This window comes from Pseudomonas sp. CYM-20-01 (genome assembly GCF_023169845.1).
Lineage (GTDB): Bacteria > Pseudomonadota > Gammaproteobacteria > Pseudomonadales > Pseudomonadaceae > Aquipseudomonas > Aquipseudomonas azotoformans.
The window spans coordinates 4028259-4048129 of the sequence record NZ_AP025169.1 but is presented as its reverse complement, the minus strand read 5'-3'; the positions used below and the strand labels follow the sequence as shown (position 1 = coordinate 4048129).

18 protein-coding genes are annotated in these 19871 nt (G+C 60.5%); 9 read left to right on the top strand and 9 right to left on the bottom strand.

Going from position 1 to position 19871, the window contains the following annotated elements; genetic code table 11:
* The first annotated feature begins 40 nt into the window (after nucleotides 1-40).
* Entirely contained in the window at nucleotides 41-1660 is a 1620-nt protein-coding gene (locus M2497_RS17990; RefSeq protein ID WP_248482081.1) for a methyl-accepting chemotaxis protein, read from the top strand.
* 54 nt (nucleotides 1661-1714) lie between these two features.
* Here M2497_RS17990 and M2497_RS17985 read toward each other — a convergent pair whose 3' ends face one another.
* Genes M2497_RS17985 through M2497_RS17970 form a run of 4 tightly spaced genes read right to left on the bottom strand, consistent with a single transcriptional unit; the run spans nucleotide 1715 to nucleotide 4760 of the window.
* Entirely contained in the window at nucleotides 1715-3061 is a 1347-nt protein-coding gene (locus tag M2497_RS17985; RefSeq protein WP_248482079.1) for a 4Fe-4S binding protein, read from the bottom strand.
* Nucleotides 3058-3897: an FTR1 family protein gene (locus M2497_RS17980; RefSeq protein WP_248482077.1), complete on the bottom strand. Its 840-nt coding sequence runs from the start codon at nucleotides 3895-3897 to the stop codon at nucleotides 3058-3060. Before M2497_RS17980 ends, M2497_RS17985 begins: the two co-directional genes overlap by 4 nt.
* A 9-nt stretch (nucleotides 3898-3906) precedes the next feature.
* Nucleotides 3907-4230 (bottom strand): cupredoxin domain-containing protein, encoded by a 324-nt coding sequence (locus tag M2497_RS17975; protein WP_248482075.1) that lies wholly within the window; start codon nucleotides 4228-4230, stop codon nucleotides 3907-3909.
* Nucleotides 4230-4760: an iron transporter gene (locus tag M2497_RS17970; RefSeq protein WP_248482073.1), complete on the bottom strand. Its 531-nt coding sequence runs from the start codon at nucleotides 4758-4760 to the stop codon at nucleotides 4230-4232. Before M2497_RS17970 ends, M2497_RS17975 begins: the two co-directional genes overlap by 1 nt.
* A 179-nt stretch (nucleotides 4761-4939) precedes the next feature.
* Between M2497_RS17970 and M2497_RS17965 the strand changes: the two genes are divergently transcribed.
* Together M2497_RS17965 and M2497_RS17960 are read left to right on the top strand one after the other, a co-directional pair.
* Nucleotides 4940-5152 (top strand): DUF3079 domain-containing protein, encoded by a 213-nt coding sequence (locus M2497_RS17965; RefSeq protein ID WP_248482071.1) that lies wholly within the window; start codon nucleotides 4940-4942, stop codon nucleotides 5150-5152.
* Nucleotides 5153-5205: 53 nt separating this feature from the next.
* On the top strand, nucleotides 5206-5412 hold the full coding sequence (locus M2497_RS17960; RefSeq protein ID WP_058427284.1) for a PLDc N-terminal domain-containing protein: 207 nt from the start codon (nucleotides 5206-5208) through the stop codon (nucleotides 5410-5412).
* Between the two features lie 61 nt (nucleotides 5413-5473).
* On the opposite strand, the gene M2497_RS17955 is transcribed toward M2497_RS17960, so the two are convergent.
* Nucleotides 5474-6034 (bottom strand): type 1 glutamine amidotransferase domain-containing protein, encoded by a 561-nt coding sequence (locus M2497_RS17955; protein WP_248482069.1) that lies wholly within the window; start codon nucleotides 6032-6034, stop codon nucleotides 5474-5476.
* Between the two features lie 193 nt (nucleotides 6035-6227).
* Between M2497_RS17955 and M2497_RS17950 the strand changes: the two genes are divergently transcribed.
* Together M2497_RS17950 and M2497_RS17945 are read left to right on the top strand one after the other, a co-directional pair.
* Entirely contained in the window at nucleotides 6228-6440 is a 213-nt protein-coding gene (locus tag M2497_RS17950; RefSeq protein WP_058427286.1) for a hypothetical protein, read from the top strand.
* A 2-nt stretch (nucleotides 6441-6442) separates the two neighbouring features.
* Complete coding sequence (locus M2497_RS17945; protein ID WP_248482067.1) at nucleotides 6443-6874, top strand: DNA methylase; 432 nt, start codon at nucleotides 6443-6445, stop codon at nucleotides 6872-6874.
* 6 nt (nucleotides 6875-6880) lie between these two features.
* On the opposite strand, the gene M2497_RS17940 is transcribed toward M2497_RS17945, so the two are convergent.
* Nucleotides 6881-7666: a DeoR/GlpR family DNA-binding transcription regulator gene (locus M2497_RS17940; protein WP_248482065.1), complete on the bottom strand. Its 786-nt coding sequence runs from the start codon at nucleotides 7664-7666 to the stop codon at nucleotides 6881-6883.
* Between the two features lie 121 nt (nucleotides 7667-7787).
* Between M2497_RS17940 and M2497_RS17935 the strand changes: the two genes are divergently transcribed.
* The gene (locus M2497_RS17935; RefSeq protein ID WP_248482063.1) at nucleotides 7788-8948 is read left to right on the top strand and encodes an alpha-hydroxy acid oxidase; all 1161 of its coding nucleotides are present in this window, start codon (nucleotides 7788-7790) and stop codon (nucleotides 8946-8948) included.
* Nucleotides 8949-9141: 193 nt separating this feature from the next.
* On the opposite strand, the gene M2497_RS17930 is transcribed toward M2497_RS17935, so the two are convergent.
* Nucleotides 9142-10068: an alpha/beta hydrolase gene (locus M2497_RS17930; protein WP_248482061.1), complete on the bottom strand. Its 927-nt coding sequence runs from the start codon at nucleotides 10066-10068 to the stop codon at nucleotides 9142-9144.
* 162 nt (nucleotides 10069-10230) lie between these two features.
* Between M2497_RS17930 and M2497_RS17925 the strand changes: the two genes are divergently transcribed.
* Both M2497_RS17925 and M2497_RS17920 read left to right on the top strand, forming a co-directional pair.
* Nucleotides 10231-11088 carry an SDR family oxidoreductase gene (locus M2497_RS17925; protein ID WP_248482059.1) on the top strand — a complete coding sequence of 286 codons (858 nt, stop codon included), beginning with the start codon at nucleotides 10231-10233 and terminating at the stop codon, nucleotides 11086-11088.
* A gap of 10 nt (nucleotides 11089-11098) precedes the next feature.
* Nucleotides 11099-11686, top strand: a complete 588-nt coding sequence (locus M2497_RS17920; RefSeq protein ID WP_248482057.1) for an NUDIX domain-containing protein — start codon at nucleotides 11099-11101, stop codon at nucleotides 11684-11686.
* A 96-nt stretch (nucleotides 11687-11782) separates the two neighbouring features.
* Here M2497_RS17920 and M2497_RS17915 read toward each other — a convergent pair whose 3' ends face one another.
* Together M2497_RS17915 and M2497_RS17910 are read right to left on the bottom strand one after the other, a co-directional pair.
* Nucleotides 11783-12472 (bottom strand): hypothetical protein, encoded by a 690-nt coding sequence (locus tag M2497_RS17915; RefSeq protein WP_248482055.1) that lies wholly within the window; start codon nucleotides 12470-12472, stop codon nucleotides 11783-11785.
* A 3-nt stretch (nucleotides 12473-12475) separates the two neighbouring features.
* Nucleotides 12476-17071 carry an RHS repeat-associated core domain-containing protein gene (locus tag M2497_RS17910; protein WP_248482053.1) on the bottom strand — a complete coding sequence of 1532 codons (4596 nt, stop codon included), beginning with the start codon at nucleotides 17069-17071 and terminating at the stop codon, nucleotides 12476-12478.
* A gap of 253 nt (nucleotides 17072-17324) precedes the next feature.
* On the opposite strand from M2497_RS17910, the gene M2497_RS17905 reads away from it, so the two are divergent.
* On the top strand, nucleotides 17325-19826 hold the full coding sequence (locus M2497_RS17905) for a TonB-dependent siderophore receptor (RefSeq protein ID WP_248482052.1): 2502 nt from the start codon (nucleotides 17325-17327) through the stop codon (nucleotides 19824-19826).
* Nucleotides 19827-19871: the final 45 nt, after the last annotated feature.

Here is a 19871-nt window from a genome sequence, read left to right as displayed (position 1 = left end):
CTGCCCATGGTGGGCAGGTGTTCATCAAGGAATGTTCAGAATGAAGCAGTTAACCACGGCACAACGCATTGTCATCGGTTTCGCGATTGCGCCGCTGGCCCTGGTCGGCTTGGTGTTCTACGCCTTGCACGACCTGGCGACCCTCAAGCAACAGTCCGCACAGATCGTGCAGCAGGACTGGCCGAAAATCGCGCCGATCATGGCGATCGCCACCGGCGTGCGCGATAACGGCCGCAACACCCGCGACCTACTGATCGACGCAGATAATCAGGCCGCTCAAGCTTCGATCGGCAGCACCCGGCAACGCATCACCGAGGCGTTTGCCACCCTCGAACCGTTGCTCGATACCGCCGAAGGCCAGGCCGCCTATGCGACCCTCAAGGCCCATCGTGAAACCTATGTGGCGGCCTTCACCCAGGTGCAGGCGCTGATCAAACAGGGCGCCCGTGAACAGGGACTGGCCCAGCTCAAGCAACAGGTGATGCCGGCCGAGCTTGCGGTGTTCAAGAGCCTGGATGCGCTGATGGCCATGCAGGGCCGCGTGTTCGCCGAGCGTGAGCAGGCGGCGCAGGTGCTGTACGACGACGCCCGGCGCACCATGCTGGGGCTGCTGCTGTTGTGCGTGGCCCTGGTGGTGACCGCCGCCGTCATCGTCACCCGCAGCGTGATCCGCCCGCTGGGCGGGGAGCCCGACGAAGCCGCACGTGTACTCAGCCATATCGCCCAGGGCGACCTGACCATCGAAGTGCCGCTGGGCAACAGCGCCGAAGGCAGCGTGATGCGCAACCTGCACCAGATGCAGCAGAACCTCAACCAGATGGTCCGGCAGATTGCCGCCTCGGTGGACGGCGTGGCCAGTTCCTCCGAAGAGTTGAGCGCGGTCAGCAGCCAGACCAGCAGCAGCTTGCAGTCCCAGGGCCAGGAGATCGAGCAGGCGGCCACTGCCGTGAATGAGATGACCGCCGCCGTGGACGAGGTGGCGCGCAATGCGGTGAGTACCAGCGAGGCTTCACGCCTGTCGGAACAGACCGCCCAGCGCGGCCGCGCCCAGGTGCAGGAGACCGTGGCGTCGATCAACACCCTGGCCACCGGCGTGGTGGAAACCTCGGAGCGCATCCAGCAACTGGCCGGCCGTGTGCAGGACATCAGCAGCGTGCTCGAAGTGATTCGCAGCATCGCCGACCAGACCAACCTGCTGGCCCTCAACGCCGCTATCGAAGCGGCCCGGGCCGGCGATGCCGGGCGTGGGTTTGCGGTGGTGGCCGATGAGGTGCGCGCGCTGGCCCATCGCACCCAGGCCTCGACCCAGGAGATCGAGCAGATGATCGGCAATATCCGCCAGGACACCGAACACGCGGTGGCGGCCATGCACAGCAGCAGTGAGCGGGTGCAGGCGACCCTCGGCGTGGCGCAGCGTTCGGGGGAGGCGCTGGATGAAATTACCCGGTCTATCTCGCAGATCAACGAGCGCAACATGATGATCGCCAGCGCCACCGAAGAGCAGGCGCTGGTGGCGCGGGAGGTGGATCGCAACCTGATTGGCATCCGCACCCTGTCGCAGCAGGTGTTGCAGGGCGCCTTGCATACGGAGACGGCGGGGCATGACCTGGCGGGGATGGCGGGGGCGCTGCATCAGACCGTGGCGCGCTTCAAGGTCTAGCGAGACGTTGGCAAATGTGGGAGGGGGCAAGCCCCCTCCCACAGTCTCAATGCTTCAGTTGGCCCAGCCCCAGAACTGCAGCCACCAGCCATAGCCGATCAACCCGGTACTCATCAGCATGCACAGCCACGCCCGTCCGCGAGGCAGTCCCTCGAGTCGTTGCCACGCCAACCACAGGCACCAGCCGATCGCCGCCATCAAGATCCCCGCTCGCAGCGGTTGCACCCACGCCAATACCAAGCCTTCATAGCGCAACAGCTTCACCGTGGTCGCCGACAACCCCAGGAACAACCCCGCACCACCCAGGGGCGTCAATGTCAGCGCCAGGGGCCGAAACAGTGCGCGATCGCCCGCCGAGCGCGCAGCCAGTTGCAACCACAGCCAGCATCCGCCGCCCACCACCAGCGAGCTGCCGGCCAGATACAGCACGATGCACCCCCCGTCCAGCCAGCTGAAACTGTCATTGCTTTGCGGGTAATGGGTGAGCAACCACCAGGGGGCGTTGTCGTGCAGCGGCCATAGCCAGTCGCGGCTCACCAGCCACTCGGCCAGGTGTTGCTTGAGGGCGATGAACCAGGGGCTTACCGTCCACTGAAACGCGCCCATGGCCAGGCCGATCACGCCGAACAGCAAGAGGCGCGCGTCCCAGGCCGAGCCGTGTTGCAGGGGTGCCTGGAGAATCTCCTGGTTGCATGAGCGGGCGATCAATTGCACCGCGCCGCGTTGCCCGCTGCAGCGGCCGCAGGCGTGGCATTCGCTGGCGCCTTGCAGGCGACGGATGTCCAGCAGCGGCGCGCAGTTGGGCAAGGGCAGGCGTGGCGCGGCGTTGGCCTTCCAGCGTTGTTCATCCACGGCGAAGTGCACCGGCGCCAGGCGGGCGAGCAGGGCGAAGACGCCGCTGACCGGGCACAGGTAGCGGCACCAGACGCGTTTGCCGCGCACGAACAGCAGGCCGACCACGACCGCCGCGAGGGTCGAACCACCGAGGATCAGCAGCGCGGCCTGGGCGTAGTCGTACACGCTGATCAACTGGCCGTAGAGCGTGGTCAAGCAAAAGCCCAGGGTCGGCCAGCCACCCCAGCGCAGCCAGCGCGGAATGCCCAGGCCGCGCCCGTGCTGGCTGGCCCATTCGCTCAAGGCACCTTCCGGGCAGAGCACGCCGCACCACAGGCGCCCGAACAGCACCATCGACAGCAACACGAACGGCCACCAGAGGCCCCAGAAGATGAATTGCGCAAGCAGCGTGAGGTTGTCGAGCAGGCGCGCCTGGCTGTCCGGCAGGGGCAGCAGCGTCGGCAACACCAGCAGCACGGCGTACACCAGCACCACCGCCCATTGCACGCTTCGGATCAGCCGCCCATGGCGGCGCATGCCATCGCCCAGTTGCTGTAGCCAGCTCATGCGGCTTGCCGTGACCGGCGCAGGCCGTTGCCCACCAGCAGCCAATAGCCGAGCAACACCAGCACCGTGATCAGGCTGGGCGCGGCGCGATAGCCGGCGAAGTCGGCAAGCAACGCGCCCAGGCCGTGGCTGTCACTGAGCAGCAGGCTGCTGTCCCAGCGGCTGTCGCCAAAGGCCGAGTAGACCCAGTCGGGCATGTCCATCGCCAGCAGTTGCCCACTGATGCGGTCCACCGCAGCAACCAATAACGCGCCGCCCAGCAGCAACAGCAAGCCTTCGCTGAGGGCGAAAAAACGCGCCCAGGAAATAACGCGTCGGCTGCTGCGCAACAGCACCACCGTCAGCCCGGCCAGCACCAACCCCAGCACGCCACCGATGGCAAACAGACCCAGGGCTTCGTCGTGCAGACGGGCACCGGCGCCATACAAGAACACCACGGTTTCGCTGCCTTCGCGGCTTACCGCCAGCAGGGCCAGCAGCAACACGCCCCAGCCGCCGTGCCGGGTCAGGCGCTGGTCGGCTTCACTGACCAACCGGTGTTTGAGGGTGGGCGCATGGCGATGCATCCAGAACACCATCTGCACCATCAGGCCGCTGGCGACCAGGGTCAGCGCCGCTTGCAGCCATTCACCCGCGGGGCCGGTCATGGTTTCGCCGGCCCACAGCATCAACCCCGCCAACCCGGCTGAACCGAGCAAGCCCAGCAGCACGCCGGCCCAGAGGTAACGGGCCAGGCGCGAGCGACCTGCCTGGCAGCTGATCCAGGCCTGCAGAATGCCGATCACCAGCAGCGCCTCGACGCTTTCGCGCCACACAATAAACATCGCTGTGTTCATCAACGGCTCCTATTCGGCACGTATGCTGCCTTCGGGCAGTTGGGGGTTGAATTCGTCGAAGAATGGATAAGTGCCTGGCTTGAGGGGGTGGATCACCACAAAGGTGGTCACCCCAGGGGACAAGACTTTCTCCACCCGCAACGGCGTGCTTTCGAATTCGGCCGGGCCTTGGCCGAGGTTCTTGAGCACGATCTTGAAACGTTCGCCGGCCTTGACCGCCAACTGAGGCGGGGTGAAGTGGCCGTCTTGCAGAGTCAATTCATAGGTGGGCAACGGTGCCGCCAAGGCCACACCGTTCAGCACACACCCGCCGAGCAGCAGGGCGCGGCGCATCAATAGCCGCCTTTCTTGCCGATGCCGGCGTAGACGAATTCGTAGTGCACTTCGCAGCGTTCGAACCAAGGCGCTACCCCGGTTTCCTTGTCGGTATGACGGCCCAGGGAATGGTGGCCGAAAGGCGGGGTAACGGTGAAGGTGAGGCTGTATTTTCCCGGCCCTTGCAGCTTGACGTTGTCGCCATAGTGCGGGCCGTCATTGGCGACCATGGCGTGGAAGTCACCGTTGATGGGCGGCGTGTCACCTTGTTTTTTCAGCGAGAAGGACAGGTTCAGGTAAGGCACGAAACTGCCTTCCTGAAAGCCTTGGGCGTTGTCTGCCGTGGCGCGTACGTCGGCTTCCAGGTGCACGTCGGAATCGGCGGTGGCGCGCATCATCCCCGCAGGGGCCATCTCGATCGGTTGCAGGTACACCGCGCCGATTTCCAGCCCCGGGCAGTGTTGCGGTTCGCCGATCGGGTACTCCTTGGCAGACGCCGCGCAGGTGGTCATCAACAGGAGGATGGGCAGCAGGGATGAAGTACGCATGAGGGCTTCCTGACAGGAGAGGGGAGAGAGCCCGAGTCTAGGAAGGTCTGGCGTGAATAATAATGATTCTTGTCAAGTTTGCAGGATATTTCATGATTGCCCGGCTTGATCCGGGTCAAGGCTGGGTTGGGATCGTGGCGTTAGGCTTGACCCACAGTTCGCCGGTAGGAAGCTGCTTCATGGCCAAGCCATTTCCGCTGCATCCCAAACACCCTGAACGCATCTGCTGGGGGTGTGACCGCTATTGCGGTGCCTCCGACCTGGCCTGCGGCAACGGTGCCGACCGCACCATGCACCCGGCCGAGATGCTCGGTGATGACTGGTATGAACACGGCGACTGGGGGCTCACACCCGAGCCACCCGTTGCGGATGAGCCATCGCGAAAATTTTAATGAACCCTCGCGGCCCCTGCTTGACCTAAGGCATATAACCTAGGAGGTGAAGCATGGAAATTCAATATATCTGGATCGGTCTGGCAGTGATTCTGCTGCTGCTGGAATTGTGGGCGATCAATATCGTGTTGCGCAGCACGGGGGGCTGGGAGTCGAAAGGATTATGGCTGGTGGTGCTGATTTTTGTACCGCTGTTTGGGCTGATCGCCTGGGCGATGTTCGGGCCGAAACGGGAAATGCCGGAACATCGTAAAAGCTGAGGCATCAGCCCATAAAAAACAGGCGCCTTCGAGGCGCCTGTTTTCGTTCAGCCCTCGGGTGTCAGCCTGCCAAAGCCTTGGCAATCGCCTCATTGAACGCCGGCAGATCGTCCGGTGTACGCGAGGTAATCAGTGTCCAGCCGTTGGCCTTGCACTCCTTGACGTCCGCATCGACCCAGCCGGCGGCACCGGCGTTTTCCAGGTCGATGCGCACGCTCTTGTAGGAGGTCAGGGTCTTGCCCTTGATTACGCCTGCATCAATCAGCGCCCATGGCCCGTGACAGATCGCGGCCACGGTTTTACCGGCCTGCACGAACGCGTTGATCAGCTTCAACGCGGCCGCATCCTGGCGCAACGTGTCCGCATTGACGGTGCCACCGGGAATGACCAGTGCATCGAAATCAGCAGCGCTGAGCTCGGACAGTTTTGCGTCGGATTCCACCGTCTGGTCTTTCTCGGTGTCGCCGACAAAAGTCTGTGTGGTGCCGCCCTTGCTGGAGGCGTGGGTCACCGTCGCGCCATAACCGCGCAGTGCTTCCAACGGCTTGAGCAGTTCATCGCGCTCAATGCCGGTATTGGAGGTGATGACCAGAATCTTTCTGCCGTTTAGGTGTGAACTCATGATCGAGCGTCTCCTGATGGGGAATGGGATCTGGGAGAGTTGATCCGGCTCGCACGGCAAAGGTTTAAATTAATTTGCGCTTATTTCTCGGACGGTTGGCGCGGGCAATTTCCTTGAACTATCCACACCGGCAAGCCTCTGCTGCTTAAGCGCCCGCCATTTTCACGGGCTTTCAATTGACTGGAGATACACCATGACTGCCGATAAAACCCCTGCACCCATCAGCTCTGAAGAAGCCCAGAGCGGCACGGAAAAACCCGTCAAGGGCCAAACCCTGGACCGCCCGAATCCCAAGACCGAAACCATCGATAAAGTGGTGACGCCCACCTCGATAAAGGACATCGAACGGCAGACCGATGCCATCAACGAACAGGCCGCCAAGGCCGAGCGCAAGCTGGGCCACTGAGCATGGCCCGTGCCATCAGCGCGACGGAGTTGGGCATCGACCTCAAGCCCGGCGATGACCACGCTCTGTTCAAGTGGTTTATCGCCAGCTTCCTGATGGGCAAGCGTATCCAGGCGCCGATTGCCGCGCAGGCCTATAAAGTGATTGTCGAGGAGGCAGGCCGTGACACTGCGCGCAAGCTGCAGCACTGCACATCGCGTGAATTGGTGGCCATGCTTGGACGCGCACATTACGTGCGCTATGACGAAACCACCGCGCAACGCTTGCTCGACCTCAGCGCCAGGTTGAACGCCGAATACGCCGGCAAGATCACCCATATGCGCAGTGTCAGCGAAAGCCGTGAGGCCTTCGAAAAACGCCTTGGGGAATTCGACGGTGTAGGCCCCAAGACCATCGAGATTTTCATGCGCGATGCGGCCGAGGTGCTGTTCTGACTGTGCCTACTCGAGCTCTACCCGCAGCACTTCCAACCCTAGCTGTTCATACGCCTCCACACTCGGCACGTGCCATTCGGTGATCAGCGTGTGAATACGACTGCACGGCGCCACCACAAACGGCTCCACGGCGCCGAGCTTGTCGGCCATGGTCACCGCCACCACGTGGGACGCACTGTCGAGCAGGGCTTGCTTGACCGCCACTTCATCAAAATGCAGCGAACTGATGCCGACTTGCGGATGCAGCGCGCACACGCCGGTAAACAGCAGGTCGGCCTTGACGCTCTGGATCAGCCGCACGGTTTCATGGCCGCTGGTGGACAGCGTGGCCGGGTTGAGTTGGCCGCCGGTAAGGATCACTTTAACGTCGGGATGGTCGGCCAGAGCGATGGCGATCATGGGCGATGTGGTGACTACCGTGAGGCGGATCGAGTGCGGCAATGACTGGGCGATCTGCAGGGTGGTGGAGCCGGAATCGAACAGCACGATCTGGCCGTCCTCGACCCGTTCGGCGGCCAGGCGGGCAAGGTGGCGCTTGGCGTCGTTGGTCTCGCCGACACGGGTGAAGAAGTCCTTGCCGGTGTCCTTGGGCCGGGGCAAGGCACCGCCGTGCACGCGTTGCAGCAGGCCGGCGGCGGCGAGTTCGCCGAGGTCGCGGCGAATGGTGTCCTGGGACACGGCGAAGTGCTCCACCAACTCCGAGGCGGTGACTTTGCCGTCGCGCTCCAGCAGCAACAAAATCTTCTGTTTGCGCAAGGAAGGCAGGTCGATGGCTTGATGCGTGTTGTGCATGGTTTTGCGTCTTTTTGCGGGTTTGTGCGAGATTAATTGCCCTGGGCTATAAACGCAATGGCTGGTTGTGCGCGCGATGGGCGGTTACTCTCAGCGTTCAGTCCAGGGAGAGGTGACCTAGATGTCGTTGATCACAACCATCGAAGATTTACGCAAGCTCGCGCAAAAACGTGTGCCCCGCATGTTCTACGACTACGCCGATTCCGGCTCCTGGACTGAGAGCACCTACCGCGCCAATGAAAGCGACTTTGCCCGCATCAAGTTCCGCCAGCGGGTGGCGCGCAATATCGACGAGCGCTCGATCCGCGCCAGCATGATCGGCCAGGATATGGCCATGCCCGTCGCGCTGGCACCGACCGGTTTGGCCGGCATGCAGCATGCCGATGGCGAGATTCTCACCGCTCGCGCCGCCGCAGCCTTTGGCCTGCGCTATACCTTGTCGACCATGAGCATTTGTTCGCTGGAAGACATCGCCGAGCACGTCGGCCAGCCGTTCTGGTTCCAGCTGTACGTGATGCGCGACCGCGCCTTTATCGAGCAATTGATCGAGCGCGCCAAGGCCGCCGGCGTGGATGCATTAGTGCTGACCCTCGACCTGCAGATCCTCGGGCAACGCCACAAGGACTTGATCAACGGCCTGTCAGCGCCGCCCAAACTGACGTTGCCGAATATTCTCAACATGGCCACCAAACCGCGTTGGGTGATGGGCATGCTGGGCACTAAACGGCGCGGCTTCGGCAATATCGTCGGGCATGTAAAAGGCGTGGCCGACATGAGTTCGCTGTCGTCCTGGACCGCCCAGCAATTCGACCCGCGTCTGAGTTGGGATGATGTGGAGTGGATCAAGAAGTGCTGGGGTGGCAAGCTGATCATCAAGGGCATCCTCGATGTGGAGGATGCACGCCTGGCCGCGAATGCCGGCGCCGATGCGTTGGTGGTGAGCAATCACGGAGGACGGCAATTGGATGGCGCCCCGTCGAGCATCAGCCAGTTGCCGGCGATTGTGGAGGCGGTGGGGGAGCGTATCGAGGTGTGGCTCGACGGCGGCATTCGCTCCGGCCAGGACGTGCTCAAGGCAGTGGCGTTGGGTGCCAAAGGTACGATGATCGGCCGGCCGCATTTGTATGGGCTGGGGGCGATGGGCGAGGCGGGTGTGACCAAGGCGCTCGAGATCATTGCCCGTGAGTTGGACGTGACGATGGCGCTGTGTGGGTATAACGATATACGCGATGTGAATCGCGAGATTTTGTTGCCGGGGACATTCCCGGAAAACCTTTTCTGAGCAAAAAAAAACGTAAAAAAATTAAAAGAGTTGTCCACGAAAACCGTGGGTATCTCTGTGGATAACTTTGCGAAGCCCCGGCAGGGTTGGCGATTTAAGCCAAGATCAATATTTGATCAACTTCGGATTCGGCCCAGCATGGGCTGGGTTTGCGCTTGACAGGCAAGCGCGAACCCAGTGCCGAAAAACGTTTTTACGAGTCGCCGTTGCGGCCTGTGGAGTGCGTGACAACCTGCGCCGGCATCTTCGCTTGCATCAGTTTGTCCAGCGCTTGGCCGTAGCTGCGACCGGCCAGGCTCATGCTGTTGTTGTGGCTGGCACCGGGCACCAGTAACAGCCGTTTGGGCTCCCGGGCGGCTTCAAACAACTGCTGGCTGAAACGCGGTGGTACATAGCGGTCGTCAAGGCCATGCACCACCAGCAGCGGCATATGGATGTCGGCGATCTTGTCGATGGAATCGAACTTCTGCGACAGCAACCAACGCACCGGCAGTGAGGTATTCGCCACAGCGGTGGCTACATCCGCCAGCGACGTAAAGGTGGATTCGATGACCAGGCCACGCACTGGCAACGGTGCCTGTTTGCCCAATTCGGCAGCCAGGTCGATGGCCACCGCGCCCCCCAGCGAGTGCCCGTAGATCAGGCGTTTCTGTGGGTCGGGTTGCAGCACCTGGAAACGCTCCCAGGCGATGCGTGCGTCTTCGTACACGGTGGTTTCCGACGGCAGCTCGCCGTGGCTCTGGCCGAAGCCGCGATAGTCGATGGCCAGTACCGAATAACCCAGGGCGTGCAGTTGCTCGATGCGAAACAGCTGCCCGGTGAGGTTCCAGCGCACGCCGTGCAGGTAGAGGATCGCGGGAGCATCTTTCTTGTCCGCCGGGTACCACCAGCCATGGATATTCTGCCCCGATTTGAAGCTGGCCGGCTTGAGCTCGAATTCCTGCACCGCCTTGGGCAAGCCGCTGTACCAACTGGCGGTGCCCGGCTCGATGCGAAACACCAGTTCGCGTTCCTTGTGTTGCAGCACGGCACAGCCCACCGGCAGGCCGACGATCAACAGCGCCATGCACACCAGGGGAAACCAGCGCAGGCTCAGGCGCGAGAGAAAACGTGAGGACATGAAGGTTCCAGGTAAAAGGTCAAGCAGGGGTTTTACCAGATGGCTTGCCCAGGCAGGTATTAATTCGACAGCCGCCCATGGGTGTTTCTTACAAAGTGTTACTGCATTGAACAATACGTGCAGAGATTGTTAGGGTGGGCCGCCGAACAGGAGAGCAAGCACATGGATTTCACAGGCAAGACTGCAATCGTCACCGGCGGCGCACGCGGGTTGGGGCTCTGTTACGCACGGGCCCTGGCCCAGGGCGGTGCACGGGTGGTGATCAGCGATATCGGCGCCGACAGCGCGGGCGCAGGCAGCGATGCAACGGTCGTCCAGGCGGCGGCAAAGGCGTTGCAGGCCGAAGGCTTGCACGTGATCGGTCACGGCGGCGACTTGTCCACGAACGAGGGCTGCCGGCAGTTGGTTGCGTACACCCTCGAGGTCTTTGGCCAACTCGATATCCTGATTCACAATGCCGGCTGGGTGGGTTACCAGAACATCACCGACCTCGACGCCACGTTCCTGCAGCGTGCCATGGACATCAACCTCTACGCCCCGCTGTGGCTGTGCAAGCACGCCTGGCCGCACCTGCTGCGTTCACCCGCGCCGCGCATCATCCTCACCACCTCCGACCGCGCCATGTACGCGCAGTACGAGCAAACCGGCCTGGTGGCCTACAGCGCCGGCAAGATGGCCCAACTGGGGATCATGAATGCGTTGAGCCATGAGGGGCTGGAGGCGGGCGTCAAAGTCAATGCAATCTCGCCGGTGGCGAAGACGCGCATGTGGGGCGTGACTCACGAGCCGGATGAACTCAAGCCGGAGTGGGTGACGCCAGGGGTGGTGTACCTGGCGTCGGCGCAGTGTGAAGACACCGGCTACATCCTGCGCGCGAGCAACGGCCAATTCACCGCCACGCGGTTTACGGAAAACCCCGGGGTTGAATATCCGCGTAATCTGGCGCGGATCAAGGCCAGCAGCGCAGAAGAAGTCGCCGCTGCCTGGGATCGCATCAAACAGACACATTCCCTTTCTTGAGAAAACGACCATGGCTGATAGCCCCGTGCGCATCACCGCTGAAGAGACCCTTTCGAAAAACTGGTACCTGCTGAAAAAATACAGCTTCGACCTGCGCCGCCGCGACGGCAGCTGGCAAGCCCAAACCCGCGAGGTGTACGACCGGGGCAATGGCGCGACCATCCTGCTGTACAACCGCGTGCAGCGTACGGTGTTGCTGATTCGCCAGTTTCGCATGCCGACGTTCGTCAACGATTACCATGGCTACCTCATCGAAGCGGCGGCCGGGTTGCTGGATAACGCCAGCCCCGAAGAACGCATTCGCCTGGAGGCCGAGGAAGAGACTGGCTATCGCGTCGGCCATGTCGAGAAAATCTACGCAGCGTTCATGAGCCCCGGCTCGGTGACCGAGCGGATTCACTTTTTCATGGGTGAATATCAGCCGGGTGATCGGGTTGGGACTGGCGGTGGCTTGGAAGAGGAGGGCGAAGATATCGAAGTGCTGGAGCTGGGCTTTGAAGAGGCTTTGGCAATGGTTCAGAACGGCGAGATTGTGGATGGGAAGACCATCATGTTGTTGCAGCATTTGGAGTTGCGGATGCTTAAAGAGGGTTGGTGAGACCCCTTTGTTTGGGTGATTCCGCTTGTTGAGGTGAGCAGCCTTGCCCTGCGTTGGGCTGCGAAGCAGCCCCAATACAAGTCTCTTTTCGTCCGGCTATGCTAGGCCACCGTTTGCTGAGGTTGGCCTTTTATTAATTTTTGCTTTTGTACCATTTATGTAGTGGTGAACATCTTCAATGCTGATTTCTTTAAAAAGGCTTCTTATATTTTTTATAATGGCTTTATTCTCAGTGGTGGTTTTATACATGAGCTGAGCAGTGGCATGTGTTTCTGACTCGTAAAATCTGCATAATAAGATATTGGCTTGAGAATTCAAGAAGGTACTGATTTTTTCGGGGGTGATTAGCTTTTCAAATATGGTCATCTTAAACCAGAGCTCCTCTACGCTGGTTTCAGATTTTTGCACTATTAAAAGAGCATTGTGCGACCCCTCAAAAACTAGATTTTGTATTTTTCTAGAAGAATTTGAGTGATTTTTAATTGTGGAATAAATATTGGTATTTTCATTTTTTTTAAGAAGGTCGCCGGCGCCAAGTGTCGCAGTTATATTCTTTTTAAATAGATATTCTTCGGCGTTGGAGTTGAAGCTGATAGTGGTTGTAGATGTCCATTCTTTTTTGATGGGCCATTCTTCTGATAGTAGGTCCATTGTGTCGCACCATGAATTCCACACGCTGCTGAAGTTGCGGGCTAATAGTGTTGTCGTTGTGAACCTCGCGTCATCCGTTGGGTGCATACTTTCCCATGGCCTTACACCGGCTTCATTTATATACATGGTTGTCATTGATTATCTCTTGAAGTATGTATGTGAGTCATCGCCGATCTTCAAAGGAACTTTGATTTCATTTACGGTGCTTTTAGTGTTGAAGTGCGGGCCATGATTTCCTTCTATGTGGCCAAGCGAGTGTTCAAGAATTCTGGTGATGTGATTTTTTTTCAAACTGAAAACGTATACACGCCCCATGATATGACGATCCTGATCACGGATGGGCTCCCGGTAAATCGTTATCGGCTGAGTGTTTTGTGGTATGCCTCCAATCTCTTTCGCCCTTCTAAACGCTCCGTTTCTTGATAGCTTGGTATCGTGTCCTTTAGGGGGCTCTACATCGCCTTCATTGATCTTAGCGCCTTTTTCCGGATCTTCGGCGCGATGTTTCGGTTTACATCCATCAGCACCTGGACACCTACTCAATCCCAGCGGATCAACCCACCCCGTAGGGTTAAGCACGTACTGGAACGTGTTAATCCCACCCGCCAGCTTCACCGGATCAGGCGTCAGGTAGCGACCAACATCCGGATTGTAGTAGCGATGGCGGTTGTAGTGCAGCCCGCTTTCCTGATCGAAATACTGGCCCTGGAAACGCAGCGGGTTGTCGACTTTTCCGATGTCGAGGTGGCTGATTTCTCCGTAGGCACGGTAGTGCGCCGACCAGACGATTTCGCCGTCTTGGGCAGTGAGTTCCTGTGGGGTGCCGAGGTGGTCGAGTTGGTAGTGGTAGGCCTTGGTTTCCTTGGGGCCGAAGCCTTCCAGCAAGGCTAGCGGACGGAAGCTGTCGGGTTCGTAGAGATAGCTGCGATGCCGATCCGCATGGTGTTCGGCAATCAGTTTGTCGCCTTGCCAGAAGAACTCGGTGGTGATGCCGTTGACGGTTTTACTGATACGCCGCCCAAACGGGTCATAGCGATAGCTGGCGGTCTGGTCGTTGGGCGTTTTAACGCCAATCAGACGGTGCTGGCAGTCGTAGCGGTATTCGGTGACGAGTGCGTGGCCCTTGCCGCGGCATTCGCGGATGAGGTTGCCGAAGGCGTCGTAGTCATAGTGGTGGTCGCCCTGGATCATCAGGCGGTTGCCGGCGACGATGTCGGGGCCGGGGCGGTTGTGCATGAGCAGGTTGCCGGCGGGGTCGTGGCCGAAGCGTTCTTGCTCGCCTTGGGTGTGGTCGGCGCGGGTGAGGCGGTTGAGTGGGTCGTAGTGGTAGCGGTGTTCGCCCTTGCGGGTATCGAGCAGGCGGGTGAGGTTGCCGGATTTGTCGTAGTCGTAGTGGCGTCTGTACACCGGGCCTTCGGCGTCATTGATGCTCTGGTTGAATAGGCGGCCCTGGTGGTCGTGTTGGTAGTGGCTGAGCAGTTGGCCTTGTTGGCGTTGCTGTTCGCGGCGAGCATTGAACAGGTGTGAGGTAAGTACAACGCCGTTCAGTTCGACGGTGGCGAGGTGGCCGCCTTTGTCGTGAGTGAAGGTGAGGCGGTTGTTGTCCGGCAGGCGCAGGTTTTGCAATCGGCCGCAGGCGTCGTAGGCGTAGCGCAGCGTGCCCCAGCCTTGGTGTTCGGCGGTGAGGCGGTTTTGGCTGTCGTACTCGTAGGCCAGGGACCAGTGGCCGTCTTCGACGCCTAATAGATTGCCCTGGCGGTCGTAGGTGTAATCAACCTTGCCACCGTCGGGCAGGGTTTTTCTGACGAGGCGTCCGGCGTAATCGCGCTGGTAGCGGGTAACCAACTGACTGCCGTCATCGCCGTGTTCGGTCTTTTCCGAAAGGTTGCCATTAAGGTCGTAAACGTAAGCGGTGCGCTGTCCGTCAAACCCGGTTTCCTGCTGGATCAGGCCGTTGCTGTGGTACTGGAGCCGGTAGGTCTCGCCAACTTCGTTTTCGATTTCAGTCAGCAGTAACCGCGCATTGTCGTATCGGTAGTTGACCTGGCTGCCATCGGCATTGATACGGCGGCTGATCAGGTGCAGGCCGTCGGCGTATTCGTAGCGGGTGACGTGCCCGAGTTCATCGCGCTCGGCGGTGATTTTTCCGTAGGGGTTGTAGCTGTATTCCCTGAACCCGTCGCCTGGCAGCACAACACGAATCAACCGACCCACGCTGTCCCACTGATACCGGGTCAGCGCGCCGTGTTCATCTTCCCGCGCAATCTGCCGCCCCAGGTCGTCATAGCGATAGCGCTTGATCCCGCCATTGGGCAATTGCTCCTCAAGCAACTGCCCACCCTCGTTCCATACCAGCCGCTGACAGCTGTGATCCGGATACCAAACCCCAACCAACTGTCCGTATTTGTTGTAGGTGTAATCGGTAACGTGACCGTCAGGATCGATCTTGCGAATGACATCGCCCTGGTCATTGCGCTCATACTTCCAAACCGCTTTACCACGCCGCACAACCCGTACGAACCCGTTGTCATGCTCGTAGGTCGTCGGCTCATCGTCCCCCGGAAACACCGCCACCAAGCGCCCGGCTTCGTCGTACTGATACGCGGTGATCGCCCCCAGCGGATCCTGCTCAACGGTCAGCCGGCCTTGGTCATCGTAGGATTTGAAATGCTCGGCACCGTCTGGATCGACCCGCTGCACCAGCCGCGCCCGCTGGTCATGCACGTAGACTTCCTGGCTACCATCGGCGTTAAACACCGTGACCTGGCCGTTGTCATCCCAGGCATAGCGCGTGTCCATCTGCGAGAAACTCGCCCAATGCCGCACACACCGCGCCGTCTTGCCCGACCGTTCCCACTCCCAGAAGAAACTCGCCCCACCGGCCAAGCCACGTTCAAGGATGACGTGCTGTTCGTCGTAGCGATAAACCTCGTTTTCGCCGACGGCATTGGTCGCTGAAACCAGTCGTCCAAGCTCGTCATAGGCGTAGGAAACAACCGTCTGTTCCGTCACCCACTCAAACGGCTCAAGGCCTTTAGCCCGATGAACCTGATAGTCCACCGCCACAATCCGGCCCGACGCATAACGCAAGAACAGCGAACGCCCGACCCCGTTATCCACCCGCTCAACACGCCCCAGAAAATCCCGGGAAATGCGCAGGCGGTTGTCATACGCATCGCTGATCGCTGTCAGCACACCGTCGCGGAAGTGGTAGAACCGTGACGTCTGGGCCAGCACCAATTCATCGGGCGCAGCACCCAAATAGATCGCCGCTTCGGCCAGACTGTTGGTGATCGCAGGTCGAGAGGCAGTAGGCAAGGGCAGGGTGGTGGAGCGGTTTTCATGATCGGTCCAAACAACCGAATCAGCCTCAACCACCAGCCGATGCGCCAGCGAGTGACTCCAGCCAAACCCCAGCCCGCAATCCATTTCCACCGCACTGGTGCGGTACAAGCGAGTCCACTCAACCGGCAAGACCCCGTCCAGCGTGCCATCGGTCAGCGTCAGCAACTCCTCGCCGGTGACCATCGACACCGGGCAGCCGTTGGTGGCGGTCTTGTCCGAAGATGCCGCCGCATCCCCATTGGGATTGCGAGCAGAAGCCGGCACATCATCCACATGCTCTTGCTGCTTCAGCACCGCGTTCTGCCGCGCCTTCCAGCGCATCTGCATCGTGCCTTGCTTGAGCCCGCCGACCACCCCGCGAACCGCCACCGCCTTGTAGCGATCCACCGCCTGCATGAACTTGGTCAGAATCGCCAACAGGCCCTTAACAAAACCCACCGCCGCCTCAACAATCCGCGCTCCATACTTGACCAACCGCAAGCTCAAATACGCCACACCCGCCGCCGGCAAGGCGATGGTCAATACGGCGCCAATCACCAGGTCAATCAGCAGCGACACCACAAACCCTGCTGCTACCTCGGCCATCTCACCGGGCGGTAATGCGTCCAGCCAGAGCATCGCCGTACGTACCATCAGGTACAGCGCTGCCTCGTCACTGGCGAGCAACATCGCCTGTTCCATGACCTTCGGCGTGTCGGTGGCGATTTGCGCCAACCTGGCGGCCTGCTCACCCAACTGCTCAACGAACGCCAACGGGTCTTCAAGAATTGCCTGCACCAGCTTGATGCTGTCCCACACGTCGCGAATCGCCGCCCAACTGCCCGCCAATAAACCGCTGCCAATTGCACTGGCGGTCGAGCGCTCCCAATGCGGTTTAAAGCCAGACCACTGCTCCCGAAGCCACTGCTCCAAATCCCTGGTCAAACCGGCGTAAGAGGCAAATAGCGCGTCAACCTGTTCCTCGGACACGCCACCCTGCACCCGCACCTGATAGCGTCCGCCCGCCGCACAGTGGTGCGAGCCCTTACCCTGTTCATCCAGCATGACCACCGTGGAACTGCCGTCATCCAGGCCGATGACCTCCACCGGGATATTGCCGATCGGCACGTCATACACCGACTCGAACGTGCTCTCGATCTTCAACTCACCGCCCATCGCGCAGCGGGTCACGCTCGAAAAGTCAGCGTCGGAAACGCTCACCGACCGTTGCGAATCCCCCACCCGCAACACCCGATCCATCCCCAGCAACGACGGCATGTCCGCAGCATGGCTCACTGAATCCAGCGCGCGCGAATACCAGGCGTTCATCTGCTGGCGATAACTCACCAGGCTCTGATGAAAGCCGTCCAGTTCCATTTCGATCAGGGCAATGTGGGAAGCGTTGGTCATCCGTGACGTCTCGGCAAAGGGCAAGGCGTCGGAGCATGCCCCAGCAAAAAGCGGCTGGATGAACGGTTGGAAAATTCAGAAAGAGCCCACTACGCAGGGGAAAAAACCGCGAAAAGTCAGCCCAAAGTGCTACACGGAAAAGCGATAAACCTGATTGCAGAATTGCCCGCCAAATAAAAATCGCTCCCATCCTTGCCCGATTCCCCGACATGGCCGTCATGGTTAATAGAACCTCCCTTACGCAGGATTTCCCATGTCGCGCCTTGCTCGTCCCTTGCACCCACTGGCCCTGTCAGTGGCGATGGCTTTTGCCGCCGTGCCGTTGCTGACCGTCCAGTCCTCCTATGCCGAAGAGAGCAGCAGCGCGTTGCGCCGTTTCTCGATCCCTGCCGGTGACCTGAGCCAGGCGCTCAACAACCTCGCCGAACAGGCGGGCCTGGTGCTGGCCTTCGATGCAGGCCTGACCCGGGGCAAACGCAGCAAGGGGTTGAGCGGGCAATACGACACTGACGTGGCACTGAGCCAATTGCTCGCCGGCAGCGGCCTGCAAGCCTTGAAGATTTCCGCCGACCGCTACCGCCTCGAAGCCATCCCGGATAACGGTGGGGCCATGGAACTGCAGGCCACCACCATCAGTGGCGCGTATCAGGCCGAAAGCCCGACCGGGCCGGTGGCCGGTTATGTGGCCACGCGCAGTTTGTCGGGGACCAAGACTGACACCGCGCTGATCGAAACCCCGCAGTCGATTTCCATCGTCACCAAAGACCAGATGCGTGCGCAAAACGCCGAGAGCCTCAACCAGATCCTGCGTTACAGCGCCGCCGTCATCCCGGAAACCCGTGGCGCCACTGCGTCGCGCCTTGACCAACTGACTATCCGCGGTTTCTCCCCGGCCACTTACCTCGATGGCCTGCGCATGCCGTCGAGCCGTGACGCGCTGCCGCAGAAAGACGCCTTTGACCTGGAACGCGTGGAAGTGCTGCGCGGCCCGGCGTCGGTGCTGTACGGCCAGGGCACGCCGAGCGGGGTGATCAACATGGTCAGCAAGCGCCCGTTGGATACGCCGTTTCATGAAGTCGGCGTGGAATACGGCACCTTCAACAAGAAGCGCACCACCTTCGACTTGAGCGGCCCGCTGGATGATCAGGGCGTGTATTCCTACCGCGTGGCCGGGCTTTTCGACGATGCCGATGGGCAGGTGGAGCACACCGAGACGCGCCGTCAGTCATTGTCCAGCGCCTTTACCTGGCGCCCGGACGATGCCACTTCGCTGACCCTGCTCGGGCATTTCCAGAAGGACCCCAAGGGTGCGTCCTATGGCTCGGTGCCAGCCTGGGGCTCGGTACTGCACAGCCCGACCGGGCACAGCATCGATGTGGATTTCTACGATGGCGAGAAGAATTTCGAGAAAAGCGACCGCGAGTACTACTCCATCGGCTGGGCGTTCGAGCATCACTTCGATGACGTCTGGACGGTGCGCCAGAATGCGCGTTACCTGCGCAGCGAAGGCCAGTACCGCAGCCTCTACAACAACTACCTGATGGCGGATTACCGCACCATCCGCCGCTCGACCATCGCCAGCGATGTCGACCTGGATGCCTACACCCTCGACAACCAGCTGCAGGCCAAATTCGACACCGGCCCGTTGCAGCACACTTTGTTGATGGGGCTCGACTACCAGAACACCAGCACCGACACCAAGTCCGGCTCAGGTGTGTACACCGCAGGCCCGACCCTGGATATTTTCAACCCGGTCTATGGCGCGGCCGTCCCGGTGCCGGCCTACACCACCGACGGCACTTCGCGCAGCGAACAGACCGGGGTGTACCTGCAAGAGCAGATGAAGTGGGATAAGTGGGTGCTGCTGCTGGGCGGTCGCTATGACTGGGCCAGCACCGATAACAGTACCCAGACCATCAGCACGGGGGCCAAGAGCAAGTCGTCCCTGGACAGCAAGGCGTTTACCGGTCGTATCGGCCTGGTCTACCTCTTCGACAATGGCCTGGCGCCGTATGCCAGCTATGCGGAGTCGTTCAACCCGCAATCGGGTACCGGCTACGGCGGTTCGGTGTTCAAGCCGACCGAAGGCAAGCAGTACGAAATCGGCATCAAGTACCAGCCGCCGGGCAGCAACAGCTTTATCACCGCGGCTATCTTCGACCTGCGCCAGACCAACGTGCTCACCACCGACCCGGACCCCACCCACCTGTGCGGCACCGGGCGCTGCCAGAGCCAGGACGGTGAAGTGCAATCCCGTGGCTTCGAGCTGGAAGGCAAGGCCAGCCTCAACGATAACCTCGACATCACAGCGGCCTACGCGTACCTGGACAACCGCATCAGCAAATCCAACAACACTGTGCGCTATGCGCCCATCAGCGATATCGGCGTAGGCCCGGCCATCGCCGCCGAAGGCACCACCACCTACGGCGTGCCGCGCCACACCGCCTCGGCGTGGGCTGACTACACCTTCCACGACGGCCACCTCAAGGGCTTCGGCGCGGGTGCGGGCGCGCGTTATGTCGGGTCTTCCTGGGGCGATACAGCCAACACCCTCAAGGTGCCGGGCTACACCTTGTTCGATGCGGCGGTGCACTACGACATCCCCAACATTACCAGCCTGAAGGACAACCTGCGCCTGGCGCTCAACGCCACCAACCTGGCGAATAAAGAGTATGTCGCGTCCTGCTACTCCTATTCGTGGTGCTGGTATGGCTCGCAGCGCACGGTGCAGGCGAGTGCAACCTATCAGTGGTGATAAGGCAATTTAATGGCCCCCTTGTAACCAAATCCTCGCCAGAAT